This window comes from Pseudomonas fjordensis (genome assembly GCF_976987115.1).
Map to the genome: position 1 here is coordinate 2054528 of NZ_OZ336860.1, position 22785 is coordinate 2077312.

Here is a 22785-nt window from a genome sequence, read left to right on the forward strand (position 1 = left end):
TCTCAGGTAAATCGAGGCTTGGTCGTAGGAGTTGGATTACAGCTGGAACAGTCTTACAACTTCAACTGCCCAATCGCCTTGCTCAACTCTCCGGCCAGCGTCGCCAGTTCATTGCTGGTAGTCGCGGATGCCACGGTTTGATGTACGGTGTTTTCGGTCACGTCGCGAATGCTCACCACGGCGCGGTTCATTTCTTCAGCCACATGGCTTTGTTGCTCGGCGGCCACGGCAATCTGGGTGTTGCTCTCACGCATCTGTGCCACGGCCCCGGTGATTTCAGCCAGCGCGAGGCCGGCTTCCTGGGCCTGCTGTACGCAGTCGTCGGCCTTGAACGAGCTTTCCTGCATGAAGTCCACGGCGTCGCGGGTGCCGGCTTGCAGCGCCGAGACCATGCGGGTGATTTCGTCGGTGGAGCTTTGCACGCGTTTGGCCAGGTTGCGCACTTCGTCGGCGACTACCGCGAAACCGCGGCCCATTTCCCCGGCGCGGGCGGCTTCGATGGCGGCGTTGAGGGCGAGCAGGTTGGTCTGTTCGGCGATGCTGTGGATCACCCCGACCACGCCGTTGATTTTCTGGCTGTCTTCGGCCAGTTTCTGGATCATTTCGGCAGTCTGCTGCACGCCACTGGACAGCCCGGCGATCGAGCGCTGCACCCGGGTGACCACTGCCTGGCCGCTGCCGGCGAGGGTGTCGGCGGACTGCGACAAGTCACGGGTGGCGCCCGCGTGCTGGGCGATGTGGTAGACGGTGGCGGTCATTTCGTTGATGGCGGTGGCGGCCTGGTCGGTTTCGCTTTGCTGGCCAAGCATGCCGTGCTGTACCTCGTTCATGCTGCTGGCCAGGCGTGCGGCGCCGTCGTCCAGTTGCCGGGCGGTGCGGGCCACGGTATTGACCACCCGCTGGTAGCCGGCTTGCATGGCGTTGAAGGCACTGGCCATCTGGCCGACTTCATCCTTGCAAGCCAATGGCACCCGCGCCGACAGGTCGCCGGTTTTTTCAACGTGCAGCATCACATCCTTGAGGGTGTTGAGTTGGCTGAGCAGAAAACGGATCAACAACTGCGAGGCGCCGAGCATGGCCAGCATCAGCACGGCCACGGCGACGGCGTAATGAGTGAAGCGTTCACGGAACACCTGGCTCAGGCTCGGCGCGTAGGCCAGGACTGCGACCTGCTGGCCGTCGGCCCGGCTGGTCACTTCGGCGCCGATCAGCGGGTTTTCACCGAACAACGGCATGGGGTTGAGTTCAGTCCAGCCGCTGGCACTACTCAGGGCGGGCAGATCCTGGGGGGGCTGGCCTTTGGCAAAGGTGAGCCAGTGCTCACCCGAGGGCAAGGTTTTGTCGGCTGGCCAGGCGCTGAGCAGGCGCCCCTGAGCCTGGGCCGATGCCTGCGACGCCTGGCTGCGCGCCTGTTGTTCAAGCTGTACGGCGTACAGCACCAGCAGCAGGGTGGTGATAAAGGCGACCGCATTGACGGCCCAGAATTTGTATTTGAGCGAGATATTGCTAAGCCAGGCACCCATGGAAGGTTTTCTCTGATAGCGGAAACAGTATTGGCAAGGTGCCATTATTGTGCCGCTATTCAGAACAGCGCTTTTGACATGGGTCAATGCGCCGCATCAATCGATGGCAGGCAAGCCGAAAAAGCGCCGGGCGCACGCGGTGCTGTGCAGCGCCAGGTCTTCCATTGTTTCGTTACGGTGCAAGGCCACTTCGCGCAGTACTTCGGGCAGGTACGCCGGTTCATTGCGACCGTTCTTTGGTTTGGGACGCAACGTGCGTGGCAGCAGGTAGGGCGCATCGCTTTCCAGCATCAGACGGCCTCGGGGAATTTCCCGGACCAGCGGATGAAGGTGGGTGCCACGGCGTTCGTCGCAGATCCAACCCGTGATGCCAATGTGCAAGTCCAGGTCCAGGTAGCTGAACAGCGCTGCCTGTTCACCGGTGAAGCAGTGCACCACGGCGGCCGGCAGGTGGTCGCGGTAGTCCTTGAGGACCTCCAGCAGACGCTGGTTGGCATCGCGCTCATGGAGAAATACCGGCAGTTGCAGCTCGACGGCCAGGGCCAGGTGTTCTTCGAGGACTTTTTCTTGCTGGGGGCGAGGGGAGAAGTCCCGGTTGAAATCCAGCCCGCATTCACCCACGGCGCGCACTCGGCTGTCGCCCAGCAAGCTGCGCAGACGTTGGGCGCTGTCGCTGTTCCAGTCGCTGGCAGAGTGAGGGTGAATGCCGGCAGTGCTGAAGAGGCGCTGGCCGCTTTCGTCGAGTTTTACACACAGTTGCAGGGCCTGCTCGCTGCCCTCGACGCTGGTGCCGGTGAGTACCAATTGCTGCACGCCAGCGGCGTAGGCGCGTTCGAGAACGGCCATGTGCCTCTCGTCGAAACTGGGATTGGTCAGGTTGACGCCAATATCAATGAGTTGCATGGTGCTATCTCCGCCTGCGGCCGGAAAGCATATCAGAGCTGTAGATTGATAAGAAAAACCAAGAACTACAATGCGTTAACGCTGTCTTTGAACGTCGCAAGCGACATTGTGGTGGGCCGATTGCCTGCCACTGTGGCGCCGTTGCACGCCTTGCCAGCGCATAAAGCGCTCTGTTTCTGACCACCAGCACTGCGTTATTCGCGCAGGCGCTGGCCAGTTTTCTTTCCGGAGAGCGGATGATCCGACCCTCGGCGTTGCTTATGTTGTGTCTGACGTTATGGCTGCCCATGGCGGCGGTCGCACGTCTGGATGGGCCGCTGCAGGTGGCCAAACCCGGCAAGGTCCGCGACCTCGCGCAAATTCGCTCCAGCCGCACCCTGCGCGTCTTGGTCAACCAGAGCCGCAACAGTTCCGGTGAAGTGCAGGGCCAGGCCATCGGTGTCGAATACCACCGGTTGCGCGCCTTCGAGCAGTACCTCAACGGCCATGCCCGTGATGGGCAGGCCATCAACCTCAAGATCATCCCCAAGGCGAAGGACCAGTTACTCGGCGCGCTGGCCCGCGGTGAAGGCGACCTGGTGGCGCCCGGTGAGTTGCTGGACGTGAAGGGCGTGCGCAAGGTCAGCGCCAGCGACCCGATTGTCAGCGATGTGCCGTTGTGGCTGGTGGGCGTCAAGGGCGAACGGCGGTTTACCAAGCTGGAGCAACTGTCGGGTCGCACGGTGACGCTGACCACGGGTAGTGCGGCGGCGGATGCCATCAGTCAGGTCAATCAAAAACTGGCCCTGCACAAACGCCCACCGGTGAAAGTGGAATGGGTTGACCCCAGCCTGGCGGTGGAAGATGTCCTGGAGATGGTGCAGGCCGGGATTTTTCACCTGACGATTGTGGAAAAGCCGATTGCCCAACGCTGGGCGAAAATCCTGCCCAAGTTGCGCTTTGACAAACAGGTAGTGATCAGCGAACCGGGCGACGAGTTCTGGTTTGTGCGCCAGGACGCGTCGATGCTGCGCGCCAGCATTGATCGGTTTCTCAAGACCTATCACACGCCTTCCGACCAGGATGTGGCTTTCCAGCGTATCTATCGACGCCTCTACCAGGTCCGTAACCCATTGGCGCGGGCTGACCGCCAGCGCCTGGAAAAACTGCGCCCGGTTTTGCAAAAACATGCACGTGAGCAAGGTATGGACTGGCTGAACCTGGCGGCGTTGGCGTTCAAGGAGTCTTCCCTGGACCCAGGTGCGCGCAACAGCGGCGGCCCCACCGGCCTGATGCAGATCACGCCGTCGGCGGCCCAGCGGGTGGGGGTCAACAATATCGAGACGCTCGACAATAACGTGCAAGCGGGGGCACGTTACCTGGCGATGATCCGTCGCAAGTTTTTCGCCAGCCCCAAGCTCAATGAGCGCGAGCGCATGGCCTTTATGCTGGCAGCGTACAACATGGGGCCGGAGCGAGTGCAAGGCATGCGCACCGAGGCCAAGCGCCGCGGGCTTAACCCCAATCAGTGGTTTTTCCAGGTTGAACGCATTGCCATGGAGCAGGTAGGGATGGGCGGCGTCAGCTATGTTAATAGCGTCAACAAGTATTATTTGGCGTTCGATCGGGAGCGGGAGTCCCTTGAGCCGGTAGCTGCTAAAATTGCCTCGCGCAAATAATCGAATTGTTAGATATTAATTAGGCAATATTTCGGCTTTTATCATTGCTTAAACTGATTAATATAGCGGCCAACCAACCCCTACCTGGAAAAGGATTTACCCCATGAGCCCAATGATTACCCGTGTACTGTCCACTCGCGCCGGTTATGGCCTGACTATTCTGCGCATCTTCGTCGGCATCATCTTCGCTGCCCACGGCTCGCAAAAACTCTTCGGCTGGTTTGGCGGTGGTGGCCTGGCGGGCACCGCACAATGGATGGAAAGCATCGGCCTGGCGCCGGGTACGCTGATGGCGCTGCTGTCGGGCGGTACCGAGTTCTTCGCTGGCCTGGCCCTGATCATCGGTTTGCTGGTTCGCCCTGCTGCATTGGGCCTGACCTTCCTGACGCTGGTGGCGATTTTCTCTGTACACATCCACAACGGGCTGTTCATGGCCAACAACGGTTATGAGTTCGCACTGGCGTTGCTCGGCGGCGCGCTGGCGGTGTTGCTGGAAGGTGCGGGCAAATTGTCTGTCGACCGCGCGATCACTCACTGATCGTTTTGCCCGCTGCACAAAAGGCCCGCTGATGCGGGCCTTTTCGTTGCCCGGGATTCTTGACACTGCCCCACCGGCTTCTCTAGGATGCTGCTCATGCGCCGATTTAAACAGCTAATTGCGGGGCGCCACTGGGTCTCAATGCAGCCCGACAGAAGCACGCTTGCTCACGCAGGGCGTTCCTCGAAATACCGCTAAAGCGCTGGTTCGGTGTTGCCTCTCACCTGCCCGCAGACTTTTGAGGCAGAGACACGACACGATGAATGCATTACGCCCCCTCATACGCCTGGCCCCGATCACCGCGGACCTGACGCAACGCAATCCGAAAATCCTGTTGGGCGGCAAGCACCAGCCGACACTGCTGCGCTATCTGGACGGCTGGCCACGTCGTTCCGGTCGGCCCTCGGCGTTCCTGATCCAGTTTGTTGAAGACGGTGACTCTCTGGCCCGTTTTGCCAGCGACAGTTTCGACCTGGCCGTGATTCAGGCGCCGAGTGCCAGCAATGCCCATGAGGTGATCCATCAGCTGACGCGCATTGCCCGGCAAGGGCTGATTGCCCGTCGGTGAGCGATTAGTGAAAGATCGCGGGGGTACGACGCCGGCGCTGGTGTAGGAAAAGTAACCAGGCAATCAAGCACAACAGCAGCGGAAGAGGCACGATTATCAGCCCTTTGAGCTGTCGCTCGAAACGCTGCACCGGGGCATAGGCCTGCGCCTTGAGTGCTTGCAACTCGATGGGCAACTGCAGGCGCTCCTTGTTGAGTGCCTGCAACTGGGTACTGGTATCCACCGCTTGGGTAATAAGCCGTGTGTGCAGTGGGTTCAACCTTCGCCACGCTTGCTCCGTCTGCTCAAGTCGTCGCTCCAGCTCAACCGAATTTTTCCGATACGCCTGTGCGGCTTGGTCCCGCATCTGATCCAGCCTGTGCAACGGTTGGTGCATGACACGGGGTCGAATGCGTTTGAGTGCGTCGGGCGCCGCCAGGTTATCCAATGTGTTCAATACCAACTGCGCGTTGCCGTTGGGTCGTGCCTGGCTGAGAGTGTCCGCTAGCAGGTCAGTGTCGGCCACGACTACCACCTGAATCAGTTCTGCTTTTTGCAGCCCGGGCGGCTGGCCCTTGTAACCGTCGGGAAACGCTGAGTAAGCGGGCCCCTCAATGCGCGCTGCGATTACGTGGCGCTGCCCTGAAGTTGCCGTTTCATCGATGAGCGAGTCGAATGTGGTCGCTGAGGCAAAGCGTTTTGCGTCCAACAGGGCCGACTGCCCTGAGCTCAGTAGAAGTGGGGTCAGCAGTGAGCGGCTCTTGGGCGCTAGCGAAAGCGCGCCGCTGCTTGAGACGATGACGCTGTCCAGTCCCCAGGTGCTGATATCCGTCGTGGCCATGGCCTGTCGTGGCAGGTGTAGCCGGGCCGGGTGCAGTACCCGGGGCATTCCCGGACCGGGCGTGGCTGATGAGGCATAAAGATTGTCGATCAACAGCTTGTCCTCCGGCATCTGGATGCCCCACGCGTTCAGCAGCCCCTCCATTCTCGCGTTCGCTGACACGGCGTCAGTGCCTATCTCGCTCACAGGGTCGATGAACATCATCAACGGGGTGCCTTTCAATACCGATTGCTCAATGGCATATAAGGCCCGCTCAGGTAAGGCGTGCGGCTGTATGACCATCAATGTCGCGATGGATGGCGGTACCTGAGCAATGTTCGACGCCAGTTCCACCACATTGAATTGCTCGCGCATCAACGCCAGCAGCTCGCTGGCTGGTTTATCCAGCGACAGGCCCGACAGCAGGCCGACAGTGGCACGCTCAGGGTGCCCCAACTTATAGATCAGGTGGCTGATCTCATATTCTAGTAATGACTCGTGCTCAGGGCGGAACGCTTCGATGCGTTGGGCGCCCTGGCCAGCGCGGGTGCCGATAAGACCAAGAAATCCTTGCGTGTCATCAAGCCCGAACAAGCTGGCTTTGTAGGCGTCTTCAGAAAAGGGAGCGGGGTTGATGATATGTAAGTTGATCATGCCGTTTGCCGCTTTTTCGAACGCTTTGAGCACGTCTTCGACGCGCCGGCCATAACGTTCTAATGCCTGGCTTTTTTGCGGCGCATTGAGGGCGTTGAAGTAATACAGATCCAGTGGGCTTTCAAGTGAGGCAAGTAGTTGCCGCGTTGCTGGCGATAACGTATGGATTTTTTCTTGGGAAAAGTCCCATTGGACAGTAGGTAGTTTGGGTACCCAGACTAGATTGAGTGCCAGAAACAGCAGTGATATGACGAGAAGTGTCATACCCGCACGAAAAGCGGATCCCATCAGTGGTCTTCCTTTTCTCAACTGCTTTTGTAGTTGAGTGTGAGGGTGGTTGCAAACAGAAAAGCAACGATCATGCTTATAAAGTACAGGCTGTCATGCAGTGTGAGTCTGCCGTTATCCATCGCGCTGAAGCGGGCGATGGGATCCAGGGACATCAAACTGTCGATAACCCATATCGGTGCTTGTTGTTCAAGTGCATCCAGTACTGACGAAAGCCCACTGGCGGTCAGCAACAAGCCGAGGGTGAAAAAGAAAATCAGCAGGCGTTGGTTCGCAAGTACACAGATGAAGCAACCCACGGAAAGATAACTTCCCGCCAGCAACCAACTGGCCAGGAACTGCGAAGCGATAACGGTATTGTCAGGCGTGCCCAGATAATTGACGGCAATTACCAAGGGGAAGTTAAGCATCAGCGCAATGCCACAGACAGTCCATGCTGCGATAAATTTTCCGATCACTCGTTCCACTGAGGTGACAGGCAAGGCATTCAGGGTGTCGTAAAAGCTGGCGTTGGATTCATCCGACCACAACTGCGTCGATAACAGGGGGACCAGCAGGAGATAGAGCCAGGGATGCAGCTCGAAAAAGGCCTGCAGATCGCTGCTGTTGCGCTCCATCCATTGGTTGGAATGCAGTCCCAGCACGGCGCATAGCGCGAGAAAAATTGCCACGCTCAGATAGGTGCTGGGCGCGCAGGCGTAGCTGGCGAGTTGTCGTTTGAAAATGACAGGTAGCAGTCTCAAGGTGTTACCTCTTGGCTCAGATGGTGAACGACATCGTTCAGGCGACCCGGCTCCAGATTCATTGACGTGATGTTCCAGCCGCGATGGGTGATAAGCGCGTTGATTGCGGGAAATACGGAATGCCCAGGCATGGCCAGGACCGTCACCTTGCCGGGTGCATGTCGGTCTTCTTCGATGCCGGCGACGCCGGGCAATACGGCCAGCGCGAGCAAGTCCAGCGGGGTGTCTGCTGCGAGGGTGACGGCCTGGAAGTGCCGGGAGCTGCGCTGTAAGTCGGGCAGCGAGGCATCGGCCACCAGCCGGCCACCGGCCATAACCAAGGCACGGGTGCAGATGTCCGCCAGCTCCTGGTAATGGCGGGAGGCGATGATGATGGTCATTTCATCGCTCAGGGACTCAATGAGTGCCCGGAACTTGAGCCGTTGATCAGGACAGAGCCCTTCTGTGGGTTCATCCAGCAGTAGCAGGCTTGGTGAATGCAGGAGCGCCTGGGCCATTGCCACTCTGCGCTTCACACCAAGGGAAAGTGCGCTGATGGCGCAGTCGAGCACGGGCAGCAGTTCCAGGCGTGCGACGACCTGCGCCACTTGGCTGCGTTTTTCCAGCCCGCTCAAACCGCGAATGGCAGCAATGAAATTGAGCATGTGTTTGACGGACATCGTGTGATGGTCGAGGCCGCCTTGAAGTTGATAGCCAATGACTTTTTTGGCTTGAGTTGAATGGGTATGGGTATTGAAACCTTGAATAGTGATATGCCCGGCCGTCGGCTTGATCGCCCCGGCGATCAAGCTCAATAGTGTGGTTTTGCCTGCACCGCTCTCTCCCAGCAGGCCCACACACTCCTGGCGCTGGGCACAGAAGGACACGTTGCTGATTACGCGTGTTTTGCCCAGCTGTTTTGTCAGGTTGCTTATCTCGATCATGATTTTACCGAATAAGTTTTGCAGGGCGTGTGAGAGGGGCCGGCTGTAGGGGAAAGTGCTTTAAAAAGGGTACGTTCAATATGAAGGCTTGGGAACGCGAAGTATGCTTAATAAGAAGAATCCTACGTTCACTCCGATAATTCGCTGAAACAATTGTTTTGTTTTGAATACTTATTAATGCCCGGATGTTTATCGGATGTTTATATAAAGTTTTCTTTTTTGTAATGAGGCCTGATTGCCATGATGCTTCTACGTACTCTTGTTCTTGAGCGCAACGATGAAGGGACGCCGGTTAACGGCGCCTTGTTGTGCGGGTTTGCTGTTACGCAAACGGCGTCCAACTTTCTGGTGTACAGCCTGGATGAGGAGGCGGAGCCCGGCCACTCCAGGGTTTATATCGCCGCATTACGTAAAAAGATTGAACGGTATTTTCTGGGAGGCGTTGATTCCAAAGAGGACCTGCAATTAGCCATGCAAGTCTTCAAACAGATCTTGACGATGGCAGCCGCAGCCGGCTCGAAGACGACGCCCATTGCCGAACCCCAGGTTCCCTTTCATTTCATTGATTTGAAAGGCTGCCGGTTACCGCCGGCCAGGCCAGAGGATCACCACTCGGTGATCATCAAGAAGGCCCTGGTCATGAAGGTCATCACCCTGGGCATGTCAGCCCCGGCGTTGCCTGCGATCGAAAGCAGTGCAGTGATCGTGCCGTCCATTCGCTTCTCGTCGCAAATGGTTGCGCCGCCGCGAAATCCGCGCTCAGCCACGACGGCGCCGCAGCCTATGGATGAAGACACCGCTGAGGAACCGGCGCGGTCGCTGGTCGCGATACCGCAGGAGCAGGTTGAGAGCAGTGCGTCGCCTGTTCCGGTTGAACAAGATGACAGTCACTTTGAGCCAAACAACCTGCGGTTGGACCCACCCGAGCCGGAGCCCGAACCCTTGGACCCGCCTGCTCAGATGGACCATACCTCTTTGCTCGAAATGGACAGCGCACTGAGCAACCTGGCCAAGGTCGCCCAGGAACTGACGCAAAAAAAATGCGCAGTACTGGAGAAGGAACAAATGCTGGAACAGTGGCAGTCGCGATTGCAACAGCAGCAGAGCCAGCTGGAAGAGAAGGGCCGTGAACTTGAACAGCGCCATGCCTATTTGCAGGAGCAGGGCTTGGAGGTCAGCCAGAAGGCCGAAAAGCTGGCGATGATGATGTTGCAGTTGTCGGGTATGCGCCAGCGTATGCAGGGTACGTTGCTTGAGTTGGATCAAGTGCTGGAGGGGCATGGGTGAGGTAATGGGGCGCCGGCCTGGATACTTTCCAGGGTTCATTTATCATCAGTCCCAGCCAGCCGCTGCCTGGGCATGATGCCCTGGCATAACGGCACCATTGGACATTGCCTGGGGATGCAAGCGTTTGAGTACCAAGCTGATTACCAAAGAAGGTCATGAAGCGCTGAAAAAAGAGCTGGATTACCTGTGGCGTGAAAAGCGTCCGGATACCACGCGCAAAGTGACCTGGGCGGCCTCCCTGGGAGATCGCAGTGAAAACGCCGATTACCAGTACAACAAGAAGCTGTTGCGCGAGATAGACCGGCGCGTGCGTTACCTGCGCAAACGCCTGGAAGACATGCGGGTGGTGGAGTACATGCCCGAGCAGGAGGGAAAGGTATTTTTCGGCGCATGGGTCGAAATCGAAAACGAACAGGGCGAGACCAAGCGTTTTCGCATCGTGGGTTATGACGAGATCTACGACCGTATGGATTACATCTCCATCGACTCACCCATGGCACGGGCCCTGCTGCGCAAGGAGGTGGATGACGAGGCAATCGTACAGACCCCCGGCGGAGAGGTGTGCTGGTGGATCACCAAGATCGAATATGTGAAGCCCGCCTGATGGCACGTACCTTGGCTGGGTACGTGCCATCCGGGTTTCAGCCTTCGCGCAATACGGTCAGCGGGCTGGCATTCAGCGCACGGCGCGTGCCGAACACTCCGGCAGCGCCAATCAACAAAGCACCGATCACGGGCAGCAGTAACAACCACGGGTGGGGATGCCACGCCAGGTCAAAGGCATAGCGGTACAGCACCCAGGTCACCAGTTCGGTGCCCAGTGCCGCCAACAAGCCGCTGACGGCGCCCAGCAGGCCGAACTCAATGCGTCGGGCCTTGACCAGCAACTTACGCTCGGCACCCAGGGCGCGCAGCAATGCACCCTGGCGGATTCGTTCATCCAGGGTGGCCTGCAGGCCAGAGAACAACACCGCCATGCCCGCCGCGAGTACAAACAACAGCACGTATTCGACGGCCAAGGTCACTTGGGCAAGGATGCTGCGCAACTGCTCCAGCAGGGCCTCGACCTGCAGGATAGTGACCGCCGGGAAGGCCCGTGACAGGTCGACGATCTGTTGGTCATGGCCGGGAGCCAGATAGAAGCTGGTGAGGTAGGTCGCGGGCAGATCCTTCAAGGTGCCCGGTTGGAAAATCATGAAGAAGTTGGGCTGGAAGTTATCCCAGTTGATGGTGCGCAGGCTGGTAACCCGCGCCTCACGGTTTTCACCGCCGATGGTGAACACCAGATGGTCGTTGAGCTTGAGCTTCAGGCTCTCGGCCACTTTGGCTTCCACCGACACGCCAGGAACCCCATCAGTGGGTTGCGCCGACCACCAGGTACCTGCTGTCAGGACGTTACCCGCCGGCAAGTCGGCTGCCCAGGTCAGGCTCAGGTCGCGTTGAGTGGCACGGTCGCCGCTGGAGTCCTTGCTGACAATTTCCTGCACCGGTTCGCCATTGATGCTGATCAAGCGCCCTGGCACCACCGGGTAAAGCGGCGCCGCTTGCGCCTGGACGTCCAGCAGGCGGGCGCCAAAGGCATCCTTGTCGGCCGGCAGGATATTCAAGGCGAAGTAGTTGGGCGCATCTTTGGGCAACTGGTTTTGCCAGGTGTCGAGCAATTCGCCCCGCAACAGCGCGATCAACCCCATCGACAGCAGGATCAAGCCAAAGGCCAGGGATTGGCCTGCCGCCGCCAACGGGTGACGCAACAACTGGCCCAGGCCCAGGCGCCAGGGCAGGGAGGCGCGAGCCAATAACCGTCGCAGGCTTTGCAACAACAGCAACAGCAAGCCACCCAGGAGCAGCGCAGCGACTACACCGCCGCCGAGTAACGCGAAGGTCAGTACCAAATCCAGGCTCAGGCGCCACATGATCAGGCCCAAGGCAAACAGTGCCGCGCCGTAGACCATCCAGGTGCTTGAAGGAATAGGCAGCAAATCGCGGCGCAACACCCGCAGCGGCGGTACCCGGCCCAGTGCGGCCAGTGGCGGCAGGGCGAAGCCGGCGAGGGCGACCAGCCCGGTACCGATCCCGGCGACGGCCGGCAGCAGCCCGCCCGGCGGTACGTCGGCGGGCAGCAGGTCGTGCAGGAAATAGAACAGGCCAAACTGCGCCAGCCAGCCGAGCAGGGCGCCGGCCAGGCTCGCCAGCAAGCCCAGCACACTCAGTTGCAGGCTGAACAACAACATCGCTTCACGGCGCGACAGGCCCAGGCAGCGCAACAACGCGCTGGCATCGAAACGTCGGCTGGCGAAGCGGTTGGCCGACAGCGCCACGGCCACGCCAGCTAGCAGCACGGCCACCAGGCTGGCCATGTTCAGGTAGCGTTCGGCCTTGCCTAGCGCGCCGCCGATCTGCTGGTTGCCATCGCGGGAGTCCTGCAGGCGCTGGTTGGCGGCCAGGCCCGGTTTGACCAGGTCGCGATAGGTTTGCAGCGCAGTGCTGCCTTGCGGCGCACGCCATAGTTCGCGGTAGCTCACCCGGCTGCCTGGCTGCACGACACCGGTGGCGTCCAGGTCCGCCAGGTTGATCATGACCCTGGGCGTGAGGCTGTAGAAGTTGCCGGCGCGGTCCGGCTCATAGGTCAGGATGCGCGCCAAACGCAGGGTCTTCATGCCGACATCAATGCTGTCGCCGACTTTCAGGTCCAGCGCCGTCAGCAATCGTGCTTCCACCCAGGCTTCGCCGGGTTTTGGGCCACCGCCCGGAACTTCAGCGCCGAAGGGCTCGGTGCTGCTTTTAAGCTCGCCACGCAACGGGTACTGCTCGTTGACCGCCTTGATGCTGGAAAGCTGGATGCCGTTGTCGGTGGCGATAACGCTGGAGAACTCCACGATGCGAGCGTGATCCAGGCCCAGTTCGGTCCCTGATTTGATTTGCTCGGGACGGGCCGGCGAGCTGCCTTCGAGCACCAGGTCGGCGCCGAGGAACTCGGTGGCACGCAGCAGCATGGCGCCGTTGAGGCGCGCACCAAAGTAGCCGATGGCGGTGCTGGCGGCCACGGCCACCAGCAGGGCAAAGAACAACACGCGCAATTCACCGGCGCGGGCATCGCGCAGTAACTGACGCATGGCAAGGCTGAACAGACGCAACAGCGGCAAACGTGCCATCAAGGCTCCAGGGGCGCGACCATCAGGCCGGCTTCAAGGCGGATCAGGCGTCGGCAACGATGGGCCAGGCGCTCGTCATGGGTGACCAGTACCAGGGTCGTGCCGCTCTCTTTATTCAACTCGAACAGCAGGTCGCTGATGCGCTCGCCAGTATGGCTGTCGAGGTTGCCGGTGGGCTCGTCGGCGAACAGCACGTCCGGTTCGGCGGCAAACGCGCGGGCGATCGCCACCCGCTGTTGTTCGCCACCGGACAGCTGGCGGGGCGAGTGGGTCAGGCGCTGGCCCAGGCCTACGCGCTCCAGCAGGTGTTTGGCCCGCTCGCGGGCGTCCTGGCGGCCGTCCAGCTCCAGCGGCAGCATCACGTTTTCCAGTGCATTCAAGCTGTCGAGCAATTGGAAGGATTGGAATACGAAGCCCACATGTTCGGCACGGATGCGTGCGCGCTGGTCTTCGTCGAGGGTGCTCAGGGCTTGCCCGGCCAGGGTGACTTCGCCGCTGCTGGGCAAGTCGAGGCCGGCCAGCAGGCCCAGTAGGGTGGATTTGCCGGAACCGGAGCTGCCGACGATAGCCAGGCTATCGCCCTTGTTCAGTTCCAGGCTCAGTTCGTGCAGGATAGTCAGTTCACCTTCCGCGCTGGGAACCACTTTGCTAAGGTTTCGCGCGGTGAGAATGCTTGCGCCCATGGAGAATCCGATGCGAGTGTGGTTTTTGAGTGCTGGCCTGGCCTTGATGTGCATGGCCCAGAACGCAGCGGCGGGTACAGTCCTGATCGTTGGCGATAGTATCAGTGCCGGTTTCGGCCTGGATACCCGCAAGGGGTGGGTCGCGTTGCTGGAGCAACGGCTCAAGCAGGAGGGTTTTGACGATAAAGTGGTCAATGCTTCCATCAGCGGCGACACCAGTGCAGGAGGCCTCGCGCGGCTGCCCGCGGCGCTTGCAACGCACAAACCGGATGTGGTGGTGATCGAGTTGGGTGGCAACGATGGCTTGCGCGGCCAGCCGCCTGCGCAATTGAAACAAAATCTTGCGTCGATGATTGACCAGTCCAAGGCCGGTGGTGCCAAGGTGCTGTTGCTGGGGATGCAGATTCCGCCCAATTACGGCAAGCGCTATGTCGAAGCCTTTGCCAAGGTGTTCGGTGATGTCGCACAGGAAAAAGAGGTGCCGTTGGTGCCGTTTTTCCTCGAGGGCGTCGGCGGCCATCCGGAGTTGATGCAGGCTGACGGGCTGCACCCGGCAGTCGCCGCTCAGGACAAGTTGCTGGAAAATGTCTGGCCAACGCTAAAACCGCTGTTATGACGCTTTTCTACCGGCAGGCTTTCGGCTAAGGTGGCGCCCCCCCGATTTGGAGCCCTCGATGTCGCGCCCTGCCTGGTCCCTGTTTAACTACCAACTGATCGAGCCGGACGAGCAGCTGGACCTGTTCGCCTGCCAGGAAGTGCGGGTGCATTTGGTGGCGCGTCAATTGGAACTGGGCGGCTCCATTGATCGCACGCTCTGCGGCACTTTATTGCCGGCACAGCCACGCTGGTCATCGGTCAACCGCTCGATTTTCCAAGACCAGCGACTTTGCCCTTTGTGCCGGGCGATTCTCGAATCGCAAAAGCGCGGCACGCCGCCGATCTGGCCGGAGCTGCGCTTCGAGCTGTAAAACCGCTTGAAGCTTGGCGCTGCGAAGCCGTATACAATCAATTTTTCCCTACCCGTCGTCTTGCGAAGGATTTTTCGGATGTTGTCGCGCCTTTCCGTCGTTACCTGCTGCCTGTCTCTTGCTGCGCTTTGTGCGGCGGGTTCGGCGGCGGCCTTGCAGTTGCCCTTGCCACCGCCCGGTGAGGACATTGTCGGCCAGGTCCAAGTGATCAAGGCCAAGTACGAAGACACCTTTGCCGATCTGGGTACTACCTACGACCTGGGCTATTCGGAAATGGTCGCGGCCAACCCGGGTGTCGATGCCTGGTTGCCGGGCGCGGGCACCGAGATTGTGCTGCCCACACGCTTTATCCTGCCGCCCGGGCCGCGGGAAGGCATTGTGATCAACCTGGCGGAATACCGGCTCTACTACTATCCAAAAGGCCAAAACGTCGTCTACACCTTCCCCTTGGGTATTGGCCGAGAAGGCTGGGGTTCGCCGATCGCCCATACCAGTATCATCGCCAAGACGCCGAATCCGACCTGGACGCCACCGGCCTCGATCAAGGCCGAGCACGCCGCCAACGGTGATCCGTTGCCCAACGTGGTGCCTGCCGGCCCCGATAACCCACTGGGGCCGTTCAAGTTCACCCTGGGCACGCCGGGTTACCTGATCCACGGCTCCAACATGAAGTTTGGTATTGGCACACGAACCAGCCACGGTTGCTTCCGCATGTTCAATAACAACGTGTTGGAAATGGCGGGCATGGTGCCGGTGGGTACGTCAGTGCGCATCATCAACGACGCGTACAAGTTCGGCAGCAGCGGTGGCAAGGTCTATCTTGAAGCCCACACGCCGTTGAACGATGACGGTACGCCATCGGTGGTCGACAAGCACACCGCAGTTATCAATGCGTTGCTCAAGCGCGAAGACCTGTCCAATAACCTGCGGGTCAACTGGGACCAGGTACGTGATGTGGTCGCCGCCGAGGATGGCTTGCCGACCGAAATTGGTGTGCCAGGCGCGGCTCCGGTGGCCTCAAGCACGCCGGCCGACCTGCTGTAGGAGCGAGCTTGCTCGCGAAAAACCCGAGGGCGCCGCTGTAAATCAGCACGCCCGCGTCATCGTTGACCACCTTCGCGAGCAAGCTCGCTCCTACAGGTGGCGCGTGCCAAATCAAAGGCAAAAAAAAGCCGACCCATAAATGGATCGGCTTGATAACAACCCCGAAGGATTATTACTTGCGGCTTGCTTTTTCAAGCATGCGCAGAGCGCGCTCGTTAGCTTCGTCAGCAGTCTGTTGTGCTTTTTGAGCAGCAGCCAGAGCTTCATCAGCTTTACGGTAGGCTTCGTCTGCACGGGCCTGGGAGCGAGCTGCTGCGTCTTCAGTTGCAGTCAGACGAGCTTCGGTTTCTTTGGAGACGCTGCTGCAACCGGTAGCCAGAACTGCGGCCAGAGCCAGAGCAGAGAATTTCAGAACGTTGTTCATCGTGTTCCCCTTCAAGGACTTTCAATTTAATGGCTACTTTCTCAGAGTGAGCTAATAGCCGGCGTACATACTACCCATTACTTGTAGTAAGTAAACTGACGTTGCGCAAGAAGCAAAAAAATTTCTTGTGCCGAATCTATTTTGGCTAATCTTTTGACGGTTTGTATGAAAACCGTCCAATTTTTTGCGCCTCGACGAACATTGGATCCAGGCTGAAAGGGCCGGCCCGCATGTGTTAAGCCTTGTAAACAGATGAAATTTTATATAACGAAGCGGGGCACTTTGGTTGCGTTTGGCTTTACTGCGGCTGGCATCTTTTGCGCATCTAGAGGTGACTTTAAGAGCGCCAGTTCGTCTCAAGGTTCAACTGCCGGCAATGTTCAGGCTATCGGTCACCGGTTGATCGAGGCCCTTTCTATATCCACCAGCGGCGGGGAATGACGAGTGCGCCTTGAGCAATTTCAGGATTGGTGCCTACTATTCCCTATGTGCTGGTTGTGAGCGCTCACGGTTTTCTCGCTGTCGAAACCGGCACGGGGTGGCGTAGATGTTCCTTCGCCGGAAAAACATCGGTAAGGTAGGGTCGTTAATTCAGACCCGCGAGGAGTAGTGATGAGCGAGGCGTTGTCCATCCACCATGACCAGGCTGGTCATCAGTTCGAGACCAATGTGGACGGTCATCGTGCCTACCTGACCTACATGGATCTCGGGAAGCAGACCCTGGATATCTATCGCACCTTCGTGCCCAACGCACTGCGGGGGCGAGGCATTGCGGCGGCGTTGACCGAGGAGGCCTTGAAGTTTGCCGAAGAGGCTGGCTACACGGTGATCCCGTCGTGCTCCTATGTCGAACGCTACATGGAGCGCCACCAGCGCCATGCCGCGAAGCTGTAACTGACCAGTTGCCAATAAAAAACGCCGGGCTTAGCCCGGCGTTTTTGTGTGCGCGAAACAGGTACAGGCTCAGGTGCGTTTGCGCTGGGGCAACACGTCCTTGAGTTTGGCATGCATGCTACGCAGGGTGGTTTCGGTGGCGGACCAGTCGATACAGGCATCAGTGATCGACACGCCGTACTGCAAGTCGGCCAGGTCTTTTGGAATCGCCTGGCAACCCCAGTTCAGATGGCTCTCTACCATCAAGCCGATGATCGACTGGTTACCTTCCAGGATCTGGTTGGCAACGTTCTCCATCACCAACGGCTGCAAGGCCGGGTCTTTGTTGGAGTTGGCGTGGCTGCAGTCGACCATGATGTTTGGCTTGATCTTGGCCTTGTTCAGCGCCTGTTCGCACAGGGCGACGCTGACCGAATCATAGTTGGGCTTGCCATTGCCGCCACGCAGCACCACGTGGCCGTAGGCGTTGCCCTTGGTGGTCACGATGGACACGCCGCCTTCCTGGTTGATGCCCAGGAAACGGTGAGGGCTGGAGACCGATTGCAGCGCATTGATCGCCACGGTCAGGCCGCCGTCGGTGCCGTTCTTGAAGCCTACGGCCGAGGACAGGCCGGACGCCATTTCGCGGTGGGTCTGGGATTCGGTGGTGCGTGCGCCGATGGCCGACCAGCTGATCAGGTCCTGCAGGTATTGCGGGGAGATCGGGTCGAGGGCTTCGGTGGCAGTGGGCAGGCCCATTTCAGCCAGGTCCAGCAGCAGCTTGCGACCGATGTGCAAGCCATCCTGGATCTTGAAGGAGTCGTCCAGGTACGGGTCGTTGATCAAGCCTTTCCAGCCGACGGTGGTACGCGGCTTCTCGAAATACACGCGCATGACCAGGTACAAGGTGTCGGACACTTCAGCCGCCAGCACCTTGAGGCGCTCGGCATATTCGTGGGCCGCCTTGAGGTCGTGGATAGAGCAGGGCCCGATCACCACGAAGAGGCGGTGGTCGGTGCCGTCGAGAATGTCACGGATGACTTCGCGGCCCTTGGTGACGGTCTGCAAGGCAGCGTCGCTCAGGGGGATTTCGCGCTTGAGCTGATCGGGGGTGATCAGGGTCTCGTTGGATTCAACGTTAAGGTCATTGATCGGTAAATCAGCCATCGTGTTACTCGCCAGGGTCACGGGTGCCGGCCGCCAGCTATCCCCGTGCGGCGGGCACAGCATGATTTGAATGCAGGGGGGAGGAACCTTAGCGCGTAACACGGGCCCGCGACAATGGGCAAAGCCCGGTTTAATCCAGCGCTGGCTGCACAACCGCCTCATGGGAGAACTCGCCGGCATGGCGCGACACCCAATCACGGGCCATGGCTTCCAGTTGCGCAGGCGTTGGCTCGGCATCTTCGTGCAGGCGGCAGTAACGCTCGATCTGGCACACTTGCTCGCCCATCCGCGCACCGAACAAGGCGTGTTCATCGGTAAAGCAGATACCGATGCGATAGCCCTGTTCGGCTTTGCGGCACCAGGCGACATAGCCCGGATAACGGGCGCTGGGCCCCAGGGAAGGGATATGCAGGTCAACCGCCGTGCCGGCGCGCCAGGCACGCGGCCAATTGCAGGCGATGCCGCCACGGCCGATAGTGTGCAGGCGTTGGCGGGGCAGGGCGGGAGTGGGACGTTGGATCAACTCGACAGCGACATCATCAGGGTGAGGTAAAAAACGACCCATGTACACGGACTCCGAGCGCCGTCCAGTTGACGGCAATGGCAGCAGTATAGTGAAGGAACTGGAATTGACCGACCTGGATATTGACCAGCAATTGCTGGGATTGCCAGGTATTTCGCTGGTAGTGTTCACCAATGTCGGTTGTGCCAGTTGCCGCTGGGCACGCCAGCAATTGCCCGGCTGGCAATTGCCGGTGGACCGCGTGTGCTGGGTGGATGCCGGGCACAATGGCGGTGCGGTGCAACGCTACCAGATCTTTCATTTGCCGGCGTTGTTCCTGGTGTGCGAGGGTCAATTCCTTGGGCAATTACAGACACGTCTTACAGCGTCCGACCTCGCCGAATGCGTAAACCAGGCGCTCACCCGAACACCAGAGGATTTGCCATGACAGCAGTTGCAGCCCCGTCGCCACGCATTGGCATTATCGGCACCGGTGCCATTGGTGGTTACTACGGACTGATGCTGGCGCGTGCCGGCTTCGACGTGCATTTCCTGTTGCGCAGCGAATACGCCGCGGTGAGCAAGCATGGCCTGCACGTCAACAGTACGGTGCATGGGCAACTGCACCTGCATCCGGTGCAGGCCTATGCCAGCGCCGCCGACATGCCGCCGTGCGACTGGCTATTGGTGGGCACCAAGTCCACCGGCAATGTGGACCTGGCGCCGACCATCGCCCAGGTGGCTGCGCCGGACGCCAAAGTGCTGCTCCTGCAAAACGGCCTCGATGTGGAAGACAGCCTGCGTGAACACCTGCCGCCGTCGCTGCATCTGTTGGGCGGCCTGTGCTACATCGGTGTGCACCGCTCGGCCCCCGGTGTGGTCGAGCATCAGGCGTTGGGCCGGGTCAACCTGGGCTATCACAGTGGCACGGCGGCCAACGATGAGGTGCAGCAACAGGCGATTGTCGAAGCCGGCGCCGGGCTGTTTCATCAAGCCGGCATCGAGTCCCAGGCCATGGCCAATGTGCATCTGGCGCGTTGGCACAAGCTGGTCTGGAACGTGCCGTTCAACGGCCTCTCGGTGTTGCTGGGCACAGGCACCACGGCCATGATGGCCGATGAGTCCAGCCGCGAGTTGATCCAGGCGCTGATGGCCGAGGTGGTGCAGGGCGCGCATGCGTGCGGGCATGAAATTGCTGCCAGCTACGCCGGGCAGATGTTCGCCATGACCGAAACCATGGACGACTACCTGCCCAGCATGTACCACGACCACCTGCACAAGCGGCCGTTGGAACTGGCGGCCATCTACGCCCGTCCCTTGGCCGCTGCCAAAGCGGCCGGTTGCGAACTGCCACGCATGCAGGCGCTTTACCAGGCCTTGAGTTTTATTGATCGGCACAACCGCTGATTGGGGTGAGTCCAGACCGAGCGCTAGCTGCTAAGCTCATTCAATCCCCGCCATCCTGGCAGTCCAGGAGGTTCTATGATTCGTTCGATGCTGTTTGCCACGGACCTCGGTCTGTATGCGCCCTACGTGATGCAACATGCACTGGCGCTGGCGCGAACGTTCAAGGCTGACCTGTATGTGATCCACGTGGTCGAGCCCATCGGCTTGTTCGCCGAATCGGTACTGCAGAGCTACCTTGATGAGGCCGCCTTGAGCGAATGGCAGAGCAAGGGGCTGAGCACGGTGATGGCGACGATTGAACAACGCGTGCTGGACAGCTTTCGCGAGGAGTGGGGGGAAGGGGAGCAGGACCTGCAATGGATTCGCTCGGTCAAGGTGATCCAGGGGGACCCTTGCGAGGTGATTCTCGACCAATTGCGAAAACTGTCCGTCGACTTGCTGGTCGTAGGCAGTCATAGCCAGGCAACCGGCGTGGCCGTCCCCCTTGGACGTACCGCCGCACGGGTGTTGCAGTTGTCCCCGGTGCCGGTTTACCTGGTGCCGTCGTTGCAGCGTCGGCGCAGTGACGACAGTTGATCGGTAAAAACGATAAAAAAGTTCTAGATTTATCCGCAAAACCTTTAATATAGTTATATACCGTCGCTGATACCCGTGGCGTCTATCTGCTTTGAGGGATTGATATGAAGCTTCAACAACTGCGCTACATCTGGGAAGTGGCGCACCACGACCTCAACGTTTCCGCTACCGCTCAAAGCCTCTACACCTCGCAGCCTGGTATCAGCAAGCAGATCCGCCTGCTCGAAGACGAGTTGGGCGTCGAAGTCTTCGCACGCAGTGGCAAACACCTGACCCGCGTCACTCCAGCTGGCGAGCGCATCATCACCACCGCCGGCGAGATCCTGCGTAAAGTCGAAAGCATCAAGCAGATCGCCCAGGAATTCTCCAACGAGAAGAAAGGCACCTTGTCGATCGCCACCACTCACACCCAGGCGCGCTATGCATTGCCGCCGGTGATCCGCGATTTCATCAAGCAATACCCGGATGTGGCCCTGCACATGCACCAGGGTTCGCCGATGCAGATTGCCGAGATGGCCGCTGACGGCACCGTCGATTTTGCCATCGCCACCGAAGCCCTGGAACTGTTCGGCGACCTGGTGATGATGCCCTGCTATCGTTGGAACCGCTGCGTGGTTGTGCCTCAGGGGCACCCGTTGGCCAAGCTGCCTAAGCTGACCCTGGAAGCCTTGGCTGAATACCCGATCGTGACCTATGTGTTCGGCTTTACCGGCCGTTCCAAGCTCGACGAAGCCTTCAGCCATCGCGGCCTCACGCCCAAGGTGGTGTTCACCGCTGCCGATGCCGACGTGATCAAAACCTATGTGCGCCTCGGCCTGGGCGTCGGGATCGTTGCTAAGATGGCGGTCGACACCAACCTGGACAAAGACCTGGTGGTGCTGGATGCCAGTGAATTGTTCGAGTCCAGCGTGACCAAGATCGGTTTCCGCCGCGGTACTTTCCTGCGCGGCTTCATGTGCGACTTCATCGAGAAGTTCGCGCCGCACCTGACCCGCGAAGTGATGGCCAAGGCGATCCAGTGCCACAACAAGCAAGAGCTGGAAGAGCTGTTCGACGGCGTCGAATTGCCCGTCCACTGACACGATTACCCTGTAGGAGCGAGCTTGCTCGCGAAGATCGCGGGGTGCCAGGTTGTATGCGGCGCCCTTGCGTTTCTTCGCGAGCGAGCTCGCTCCTACAGGGGGTGTAGGTTATCTGGCCTCGGTCACCGTAAAGTACTGCCGAGCGCCGGCCACCAAAATCTCCACTTCTTCATCAATGCGTTTGCCCAACAGGCCTTTGCCCAACGGCGAGCGCGGCGTGATGACCGTCACCGGTTGCCCGACCACGTCTACTTTCAAACCCGCCGCATCCGGCGCCAGGAACAGCCACTGCTGGCGACCGTCCTCATCTTCCAGGCCCACCAGCGTGCCGATCTCTATCCCGCGTTGATCATCGTACGCACGTAGCTGCAGTTGCTGGCACAGCACCAGCGATTGCTTGATCTCCTCCACTCGCCGGGCCTGCCCGGTGGCCAAGTAAGAAGCCTCCAGGCCGAGGGTGTCGTATTTGTTCTCGGCGATGTTTTCTTCGTGGGTCGCGGTTTCGTAGGCGGTCTGCGCGGCGCGTTGGACGATGTCGAGGTCGATGGTGAGTTTTTCCAGGATCAACTGGAGCACGGCGTGTTTATTCATGGCGGTATTTGGCATCAATCGCAGAATTGCAGGACATTGGCCCGCGTCTTTTCATTGGGGGCGTTCTGGTCTTGTTGCAGCCAGAACTGGCATTTGGGGTTGGACAGGTTACGCGCGTTGCTTCGGGCCTGGTCCAAGGCCTGTTGTTGTGCCTGTTTTTGCAGGTTCTGTTGGTACTGTTCGAACAGGCGGTTCGGTGGTTGTGACTCATCGACCGTGGCCGGTTTGCCCAATTGCTGAACCGCCTGGGCCACCGGTGCCAAGCTTTGGGGGAACAGGTAGCGAGACGCCAGCCAGGTGGTCAGCGCAATGGCGATAAACCCCAGCCATACGCCTGCGGCAATCGCGATGCAGAGCTTGAACAACGACAACGGACGGTCAGACATAAGGGCCTCCTGGCAGGCATTGACGGCATGGCGGTGATTGTCGCAC

25 protein-coding genes are annotated in these 22785 nt (G+C 59.6%); 13 read left to right on the plus strand and 12 right to left on the minus strand.

The annotated features are described in order from the left end of the window. Positions 1-53: 53 nt before the first annotated feature. Both ACWHXD_RS09480 and ACWHXD_RS09485 read right to left on the minus strand, forming a co-directional pair. Positions 54-1523 (minus strand): methyl-accepting chemotaxis protein, encoded by a 1470-nt coding sequence (locus ACWHXD_RS09480; RefSeq protein WP_138762119.1) that lies wholly within the window; start codon positions 1521-1523, stop codon positions 54-56. A 96-nt stretch (positions 1524-1619) separates the two neighbouring features. Then, positions 1620-2426, minus strand: coding sequence for a TatD family hydrolase (locus ACWHXD_RS09485; RefSeq protein WP_032892758.1), 807 nt, complete (start codon positions 2424-2426; stop codon positions 1620-1622). A 236-nt stretch (positions 2427-2662) separates the two neighbouring features. On the opposite strand from ACWHXD_RS09485, the gene ACWHXD_RS09490 reads away from it, so the two are divergent. The 3 genes from ACWHXD_RS09490 (at position 2663) to ACWHXD_RS09500 (ending at position 5190) form a co-directional block, all read left to right on the plus strand. Further along, entirely contained in the window at positions 2663-4084 is a 1422-nt protein-coding gene (locus ACWHXD_RS09490) for an MltF family protein (RefSeq protein WP_098952293.1), read from the plus strand. A gap of 103 nt (positions 4085-4187) precedes the next feature. Then, positions 4188-4622 carry a DoxX family protein gene (locus tag ACWHXD_RS09495; RefSeq protein WP_003189852.1) on the plus strand — a complete coding sequence of 145 codons (435 nt, stop codon included), beginning with the start codon at positions 4188-4190 and terminating at the stop codon, positions 4620-4622. A gap of 259 nt (positions 4623-4881) precedes the next feature. After that, positions 4882-5190 (plus strand): hypothetical protein, encoded by a 309-nt coding sequence (locus tag ACWHXD_RS09500; RefSeq protein ID WP_003189853.1) that lies wholly within the window; start codon positions 4882-4884, stop codon positions 5188-5190. Between the two features lie 4 nt (positions 5191-5194). Here ACWHXD_RS09500 and ACWHXD_RS09505 read toward each other — a convergent pair whose 3' ends face one another. The 3 genes from ACWHXD_RS09505 to ACWHXD_RS09515 are packed head-to-tail and all read right to left on the minus strand — an operon-like array spanning position 5195 to position 8597. Then, positions 5195-6931 carry a Gldg family protein gene (locus tag ACWHXD_RS09505; protein WP_138762117.1) on the minus strand — a complete coding sequence of 579 codons (1737 nt, stop codon included), beginning with the start codon at positions 6929-6931 and terminating at the stop codon, positions 5195-5197. A 17-nt stretch (positions 6932-6948) separates the two neighbouring features. Further along, on the minus strand, positions 6949-7674 hold the full coding sequence (locus ACWHXD_RS09510; protein ID WP_032892753.1) for an ABC transporter permease: 726 nt from the start codon (positions 7672-7674) through the stop codon (positions 6949-6951). Further along, positions 7671-8597 carry an ABC transporter ATP-binding protein gene (locus ACWHXD_RS09515; protein WP_138762116.1) on the minus strand — a complete coding sequence of 309 codons (927 nt, stop codon included), beginning with the start codon at positions 8595-8597 and terminating at the stop codon, positions 7671-7673. The genes ACWHXD_RS09510 and ACWHXD_RS09515 overlap by 4 nt, the downstream gene beginning before the upstream one ends. Positions 8598-8837: 240 nt before the next feature. Here ACWHXD_RS09515 and ACWHXD_RS09520 point away from each other — a divergent pair, with 240 nt between their 5' ends. Both ACWHXD_RS09520 and greB read left to right on the plus strand, forming a co-directional pair. Continuing rightward, on the plus strand, positions 8838-9884 hold the full coding sequence (locus ACWHXD_RS09520) for a hypothetical protein (RefSeq protein WP_138762115.1): 1047 nt from the start codon (positions 8838-8840) through the stop codon (positions 9882-9884). 124 nt (positions 9885-10008) lie between these two features. Then, positions 10009-10488 carry a transcription elongation factor GreB gene (gene greB / locus ACWHXD_RS09525; protein ID WP_032897540.1) on the plus strand — a complete coding sequence of 160 codons (480 nt, stop codon included), beginning with the start codon at positions 10009-10011 and terminating at the stop codon, positions 10486-10488. A 37-nt stretch (positions 10489-10525) separates the two neighbouring features. On the opposite strand, the gene ACWHXD_RS09530 is transcribed toward greB, so the two are convergent. Together ACWHXD_RS09530 and ACWHXD_RS09535 are read right to left on the minus strand one after the other, a co-directional pair. Then, complete coding sequence (locus ACWHXD_RS09530) at positions 10526-13036, minus strand: ABC transporter permease (RefSeq protein WP_032892749.1); 2511 nt, start codon at positions 13034-13036, stop codon at positions 10526-10528. Continuing rightward, a complete protein-coding gene (locus ACWHXD_RS09535) occupies positions 13036-13719 on the minus strand; it encodes an ABC transporter ATP-binding protein (RefSeq protein WP_003189864.1) in 684 nt (227 codons plus the stop codon). The genes ACWHXD_RS09530 and ACWHXD_RS09535 overlap by 1 nt, the downstream gene beginning before the upstream one ends. A gap of 10 nt (positions 13720-13729) precedes the next feature. On the opposite strand from ACWHXD_RS09535, the gene ACWHXD_RS09540 reads away from it, so the two are divergent. The 3 genes from ACWHXD_RS09540 to ACWHXD_RS09550 all read left to right on the plus strand — a co-directional run bounded on the left by ACWHXD_RS09540 (position 13730) and on the right by ACWHXD_RS09550 (position 15731). Next, positions 13730-14335 carry an arylesterase gene (locus ACWHXD_RS09540; protein WP_032892748.1) on the plus strand — a complete coding sequence of 202 codons (606 nt, stop codon included), beginning with the start codon at positions 13730-13732 and terminating at the stop codon, positions 14333-14335. A gap of 58 nt (positions 14336-14393) precedes the next feature. Further along, the gene (locus ACWHXD_RS09545) at positions 14394-14687 is read left to right on the plus strand and encodes a hypothetical protein (RefSeq protein WP_003189866.1); all 294 of its coding nucleotides are present in this window, start codon (positions 14394-14396) and stop codon (positions 14685-14687) included. Between the two features lie 78 nt (positions 14688-14765). Further along, a complete protein-coding gene (locus ACWHXD_RS09550) occupies positions 14766-15731 on the plus strand; it encodes a L,D-transpeptidase family protein (RefSeq protein ID WP_003189867.1) in 966 nt (321 codons plus the stop codon). Between the two features lie 172 nt (positions 15732-15903). On the opposite strand, the gene oprI is transcribed toward ACWHXD_RS09550, so the two are convergent. Continuing rightward, positions 15904-16155, minus strand: a complete 252-nt coding sequence (gene oprI / locus ACWHXD_RS09555; RefSeq protein WP_003172710.1) for an outer membrane lipoprotei OprI — start codon at positions 16153-16155, stop codon at positions 15904-15906. A gap of 612 nt (positions 16156-16767) precedes the next feature. On the opposite strand from oprI, the gene ACWHXD_RS09560 reads away from it, so the two are divergent. Beyond that, positions 16768-17049, plus strand: a complete 282-nt coding sequence (locus tag ACWHXD_RS09560) for a GNAT family N-acetyltransferase (protein WP_003189869.1) — start codon at positions 16768-16770, stop codon at positions 17047-17049. A gap of 69 nt (positions 17050-17118) precedes the next feature. Here ACWHXD_RS09560 and ACWHXD_RS09565 read toward each other — a convergent pair whose 3' ends face one another. Both ACWHXD_RS09565 and ACWHXD_RS09570 read right to left on the minus strand, forming a co-directional pair. After that, on the minus strand, positions 17119-18195 hold the full coding sequence (locus ACWHXD_RS09565) for a 3-deoxy-7-phosphoheptulonate synthase (protein ID WP_003189871.1): 1077 nt from the start codon (positions 18193-18195) through the stop codon (positions 17119-17121). A gap of 130 nt (positions 18196-18325) precedes the next feature. Continuing rightward, a complete protein-coding gene (locus tag ACWHXD_RS09570; RefSeq protein ID WP_138762114.1) occupies positions 18326-18760 on the minus strand; it encodes a PilZ domain-containing protein in 435 nt (144 codons plus the stop codon). On the opposite strand from ACWHXD_RS09570, the gene ACWHXD_RS09575 reads away from it, so the two are divergent. The 4 genes from ACWHXD_RS09575 to cysB all read left to right on the plus strand — a co-directional run bounded on the left by ACWHXD_RS09575 (position 18759) and on the right by cysB (position 21759). Continuing rightward, complete coding sequence (locus ACWHXD_RS09575; protein ID WP_138762113.1) at positions 18759-19145, plus strand: YbbN family protein; 387 nt, start codon at positions 18759-18761, stop codon at positions 19143-19145. The two genes, ACWHXD_RS09570 and ACWHXD_RS09575, sit on opposite strands and share 2 nt — an antisense overlap. Then, the gene (locus ACWHXD_RS09580; protein ID WP_138762112.1) at positions 19142-20104 is read left to right on the plus strand and encodes a putative 2-dehydropantoate 2-reductase; all 963 of its coding nucleotides are present in this window, start codon (positions 19142-19144) and stop codon (positions 20102-20104) included. The genes ACWHXD_RS09575 and ACWHXD_RS09580 overlap by 4 nt, the downstream gene beginning before the upstream one ends. 75 nt (positions 20105-20179) lie before the next feature. After that, a complete protein-coding gene (locus tag ACWHXD_RS09585) occupies positions 20180-20680 on the plus strand; it encodes a universal stress protein (RefSeq protein ID WP_003189875.1) in 501 nt (166 codons plus the stop codon). A gap of 104 nt (positions 20681-20784) precedes the next feature. Next, the gene (gene cysB / locus ACWHXD_RS09590; RefSeq protein ID WP_003189876.1) at positions 20785-21759 is read left to right on the plus strand and encodes an HTH-type transcriptional regulator CysB; all 975 of its coding nucleotides are present in this window, start codon (positions 20785-20787) and stop codon (positions 21757-21759) included. Between the two features lie 111 nt (positions 21760-21870). Here the strand turns inward: cysB and ACWHXD_RS09595 are convergent, their stop codons facing one another. Next, positions 21871-22353: a GreA/GreB family elongation factor gene (locus ACWHXD_RS09595; protein WP_138762111.1), complete on the minus strand. Its 483-nt coding sequence runs from the start codon at positions 22351-22353 to the stop codon at positions 21871-21873. A 14-nt stretch (positions 22354-22367) separates the two neighbouring features. Then, positions 22368-22739, minus strand: coding sequence for a hypothetical protein (locus ACWHXD_RS09600; RefSeq protein ID WP_032892740.1), 372 nt, complete (start codon positions 22737-22739; stop codon positions 22368-22370). Positions 22740-22785 lie beyond the last annotated feature (46 nt).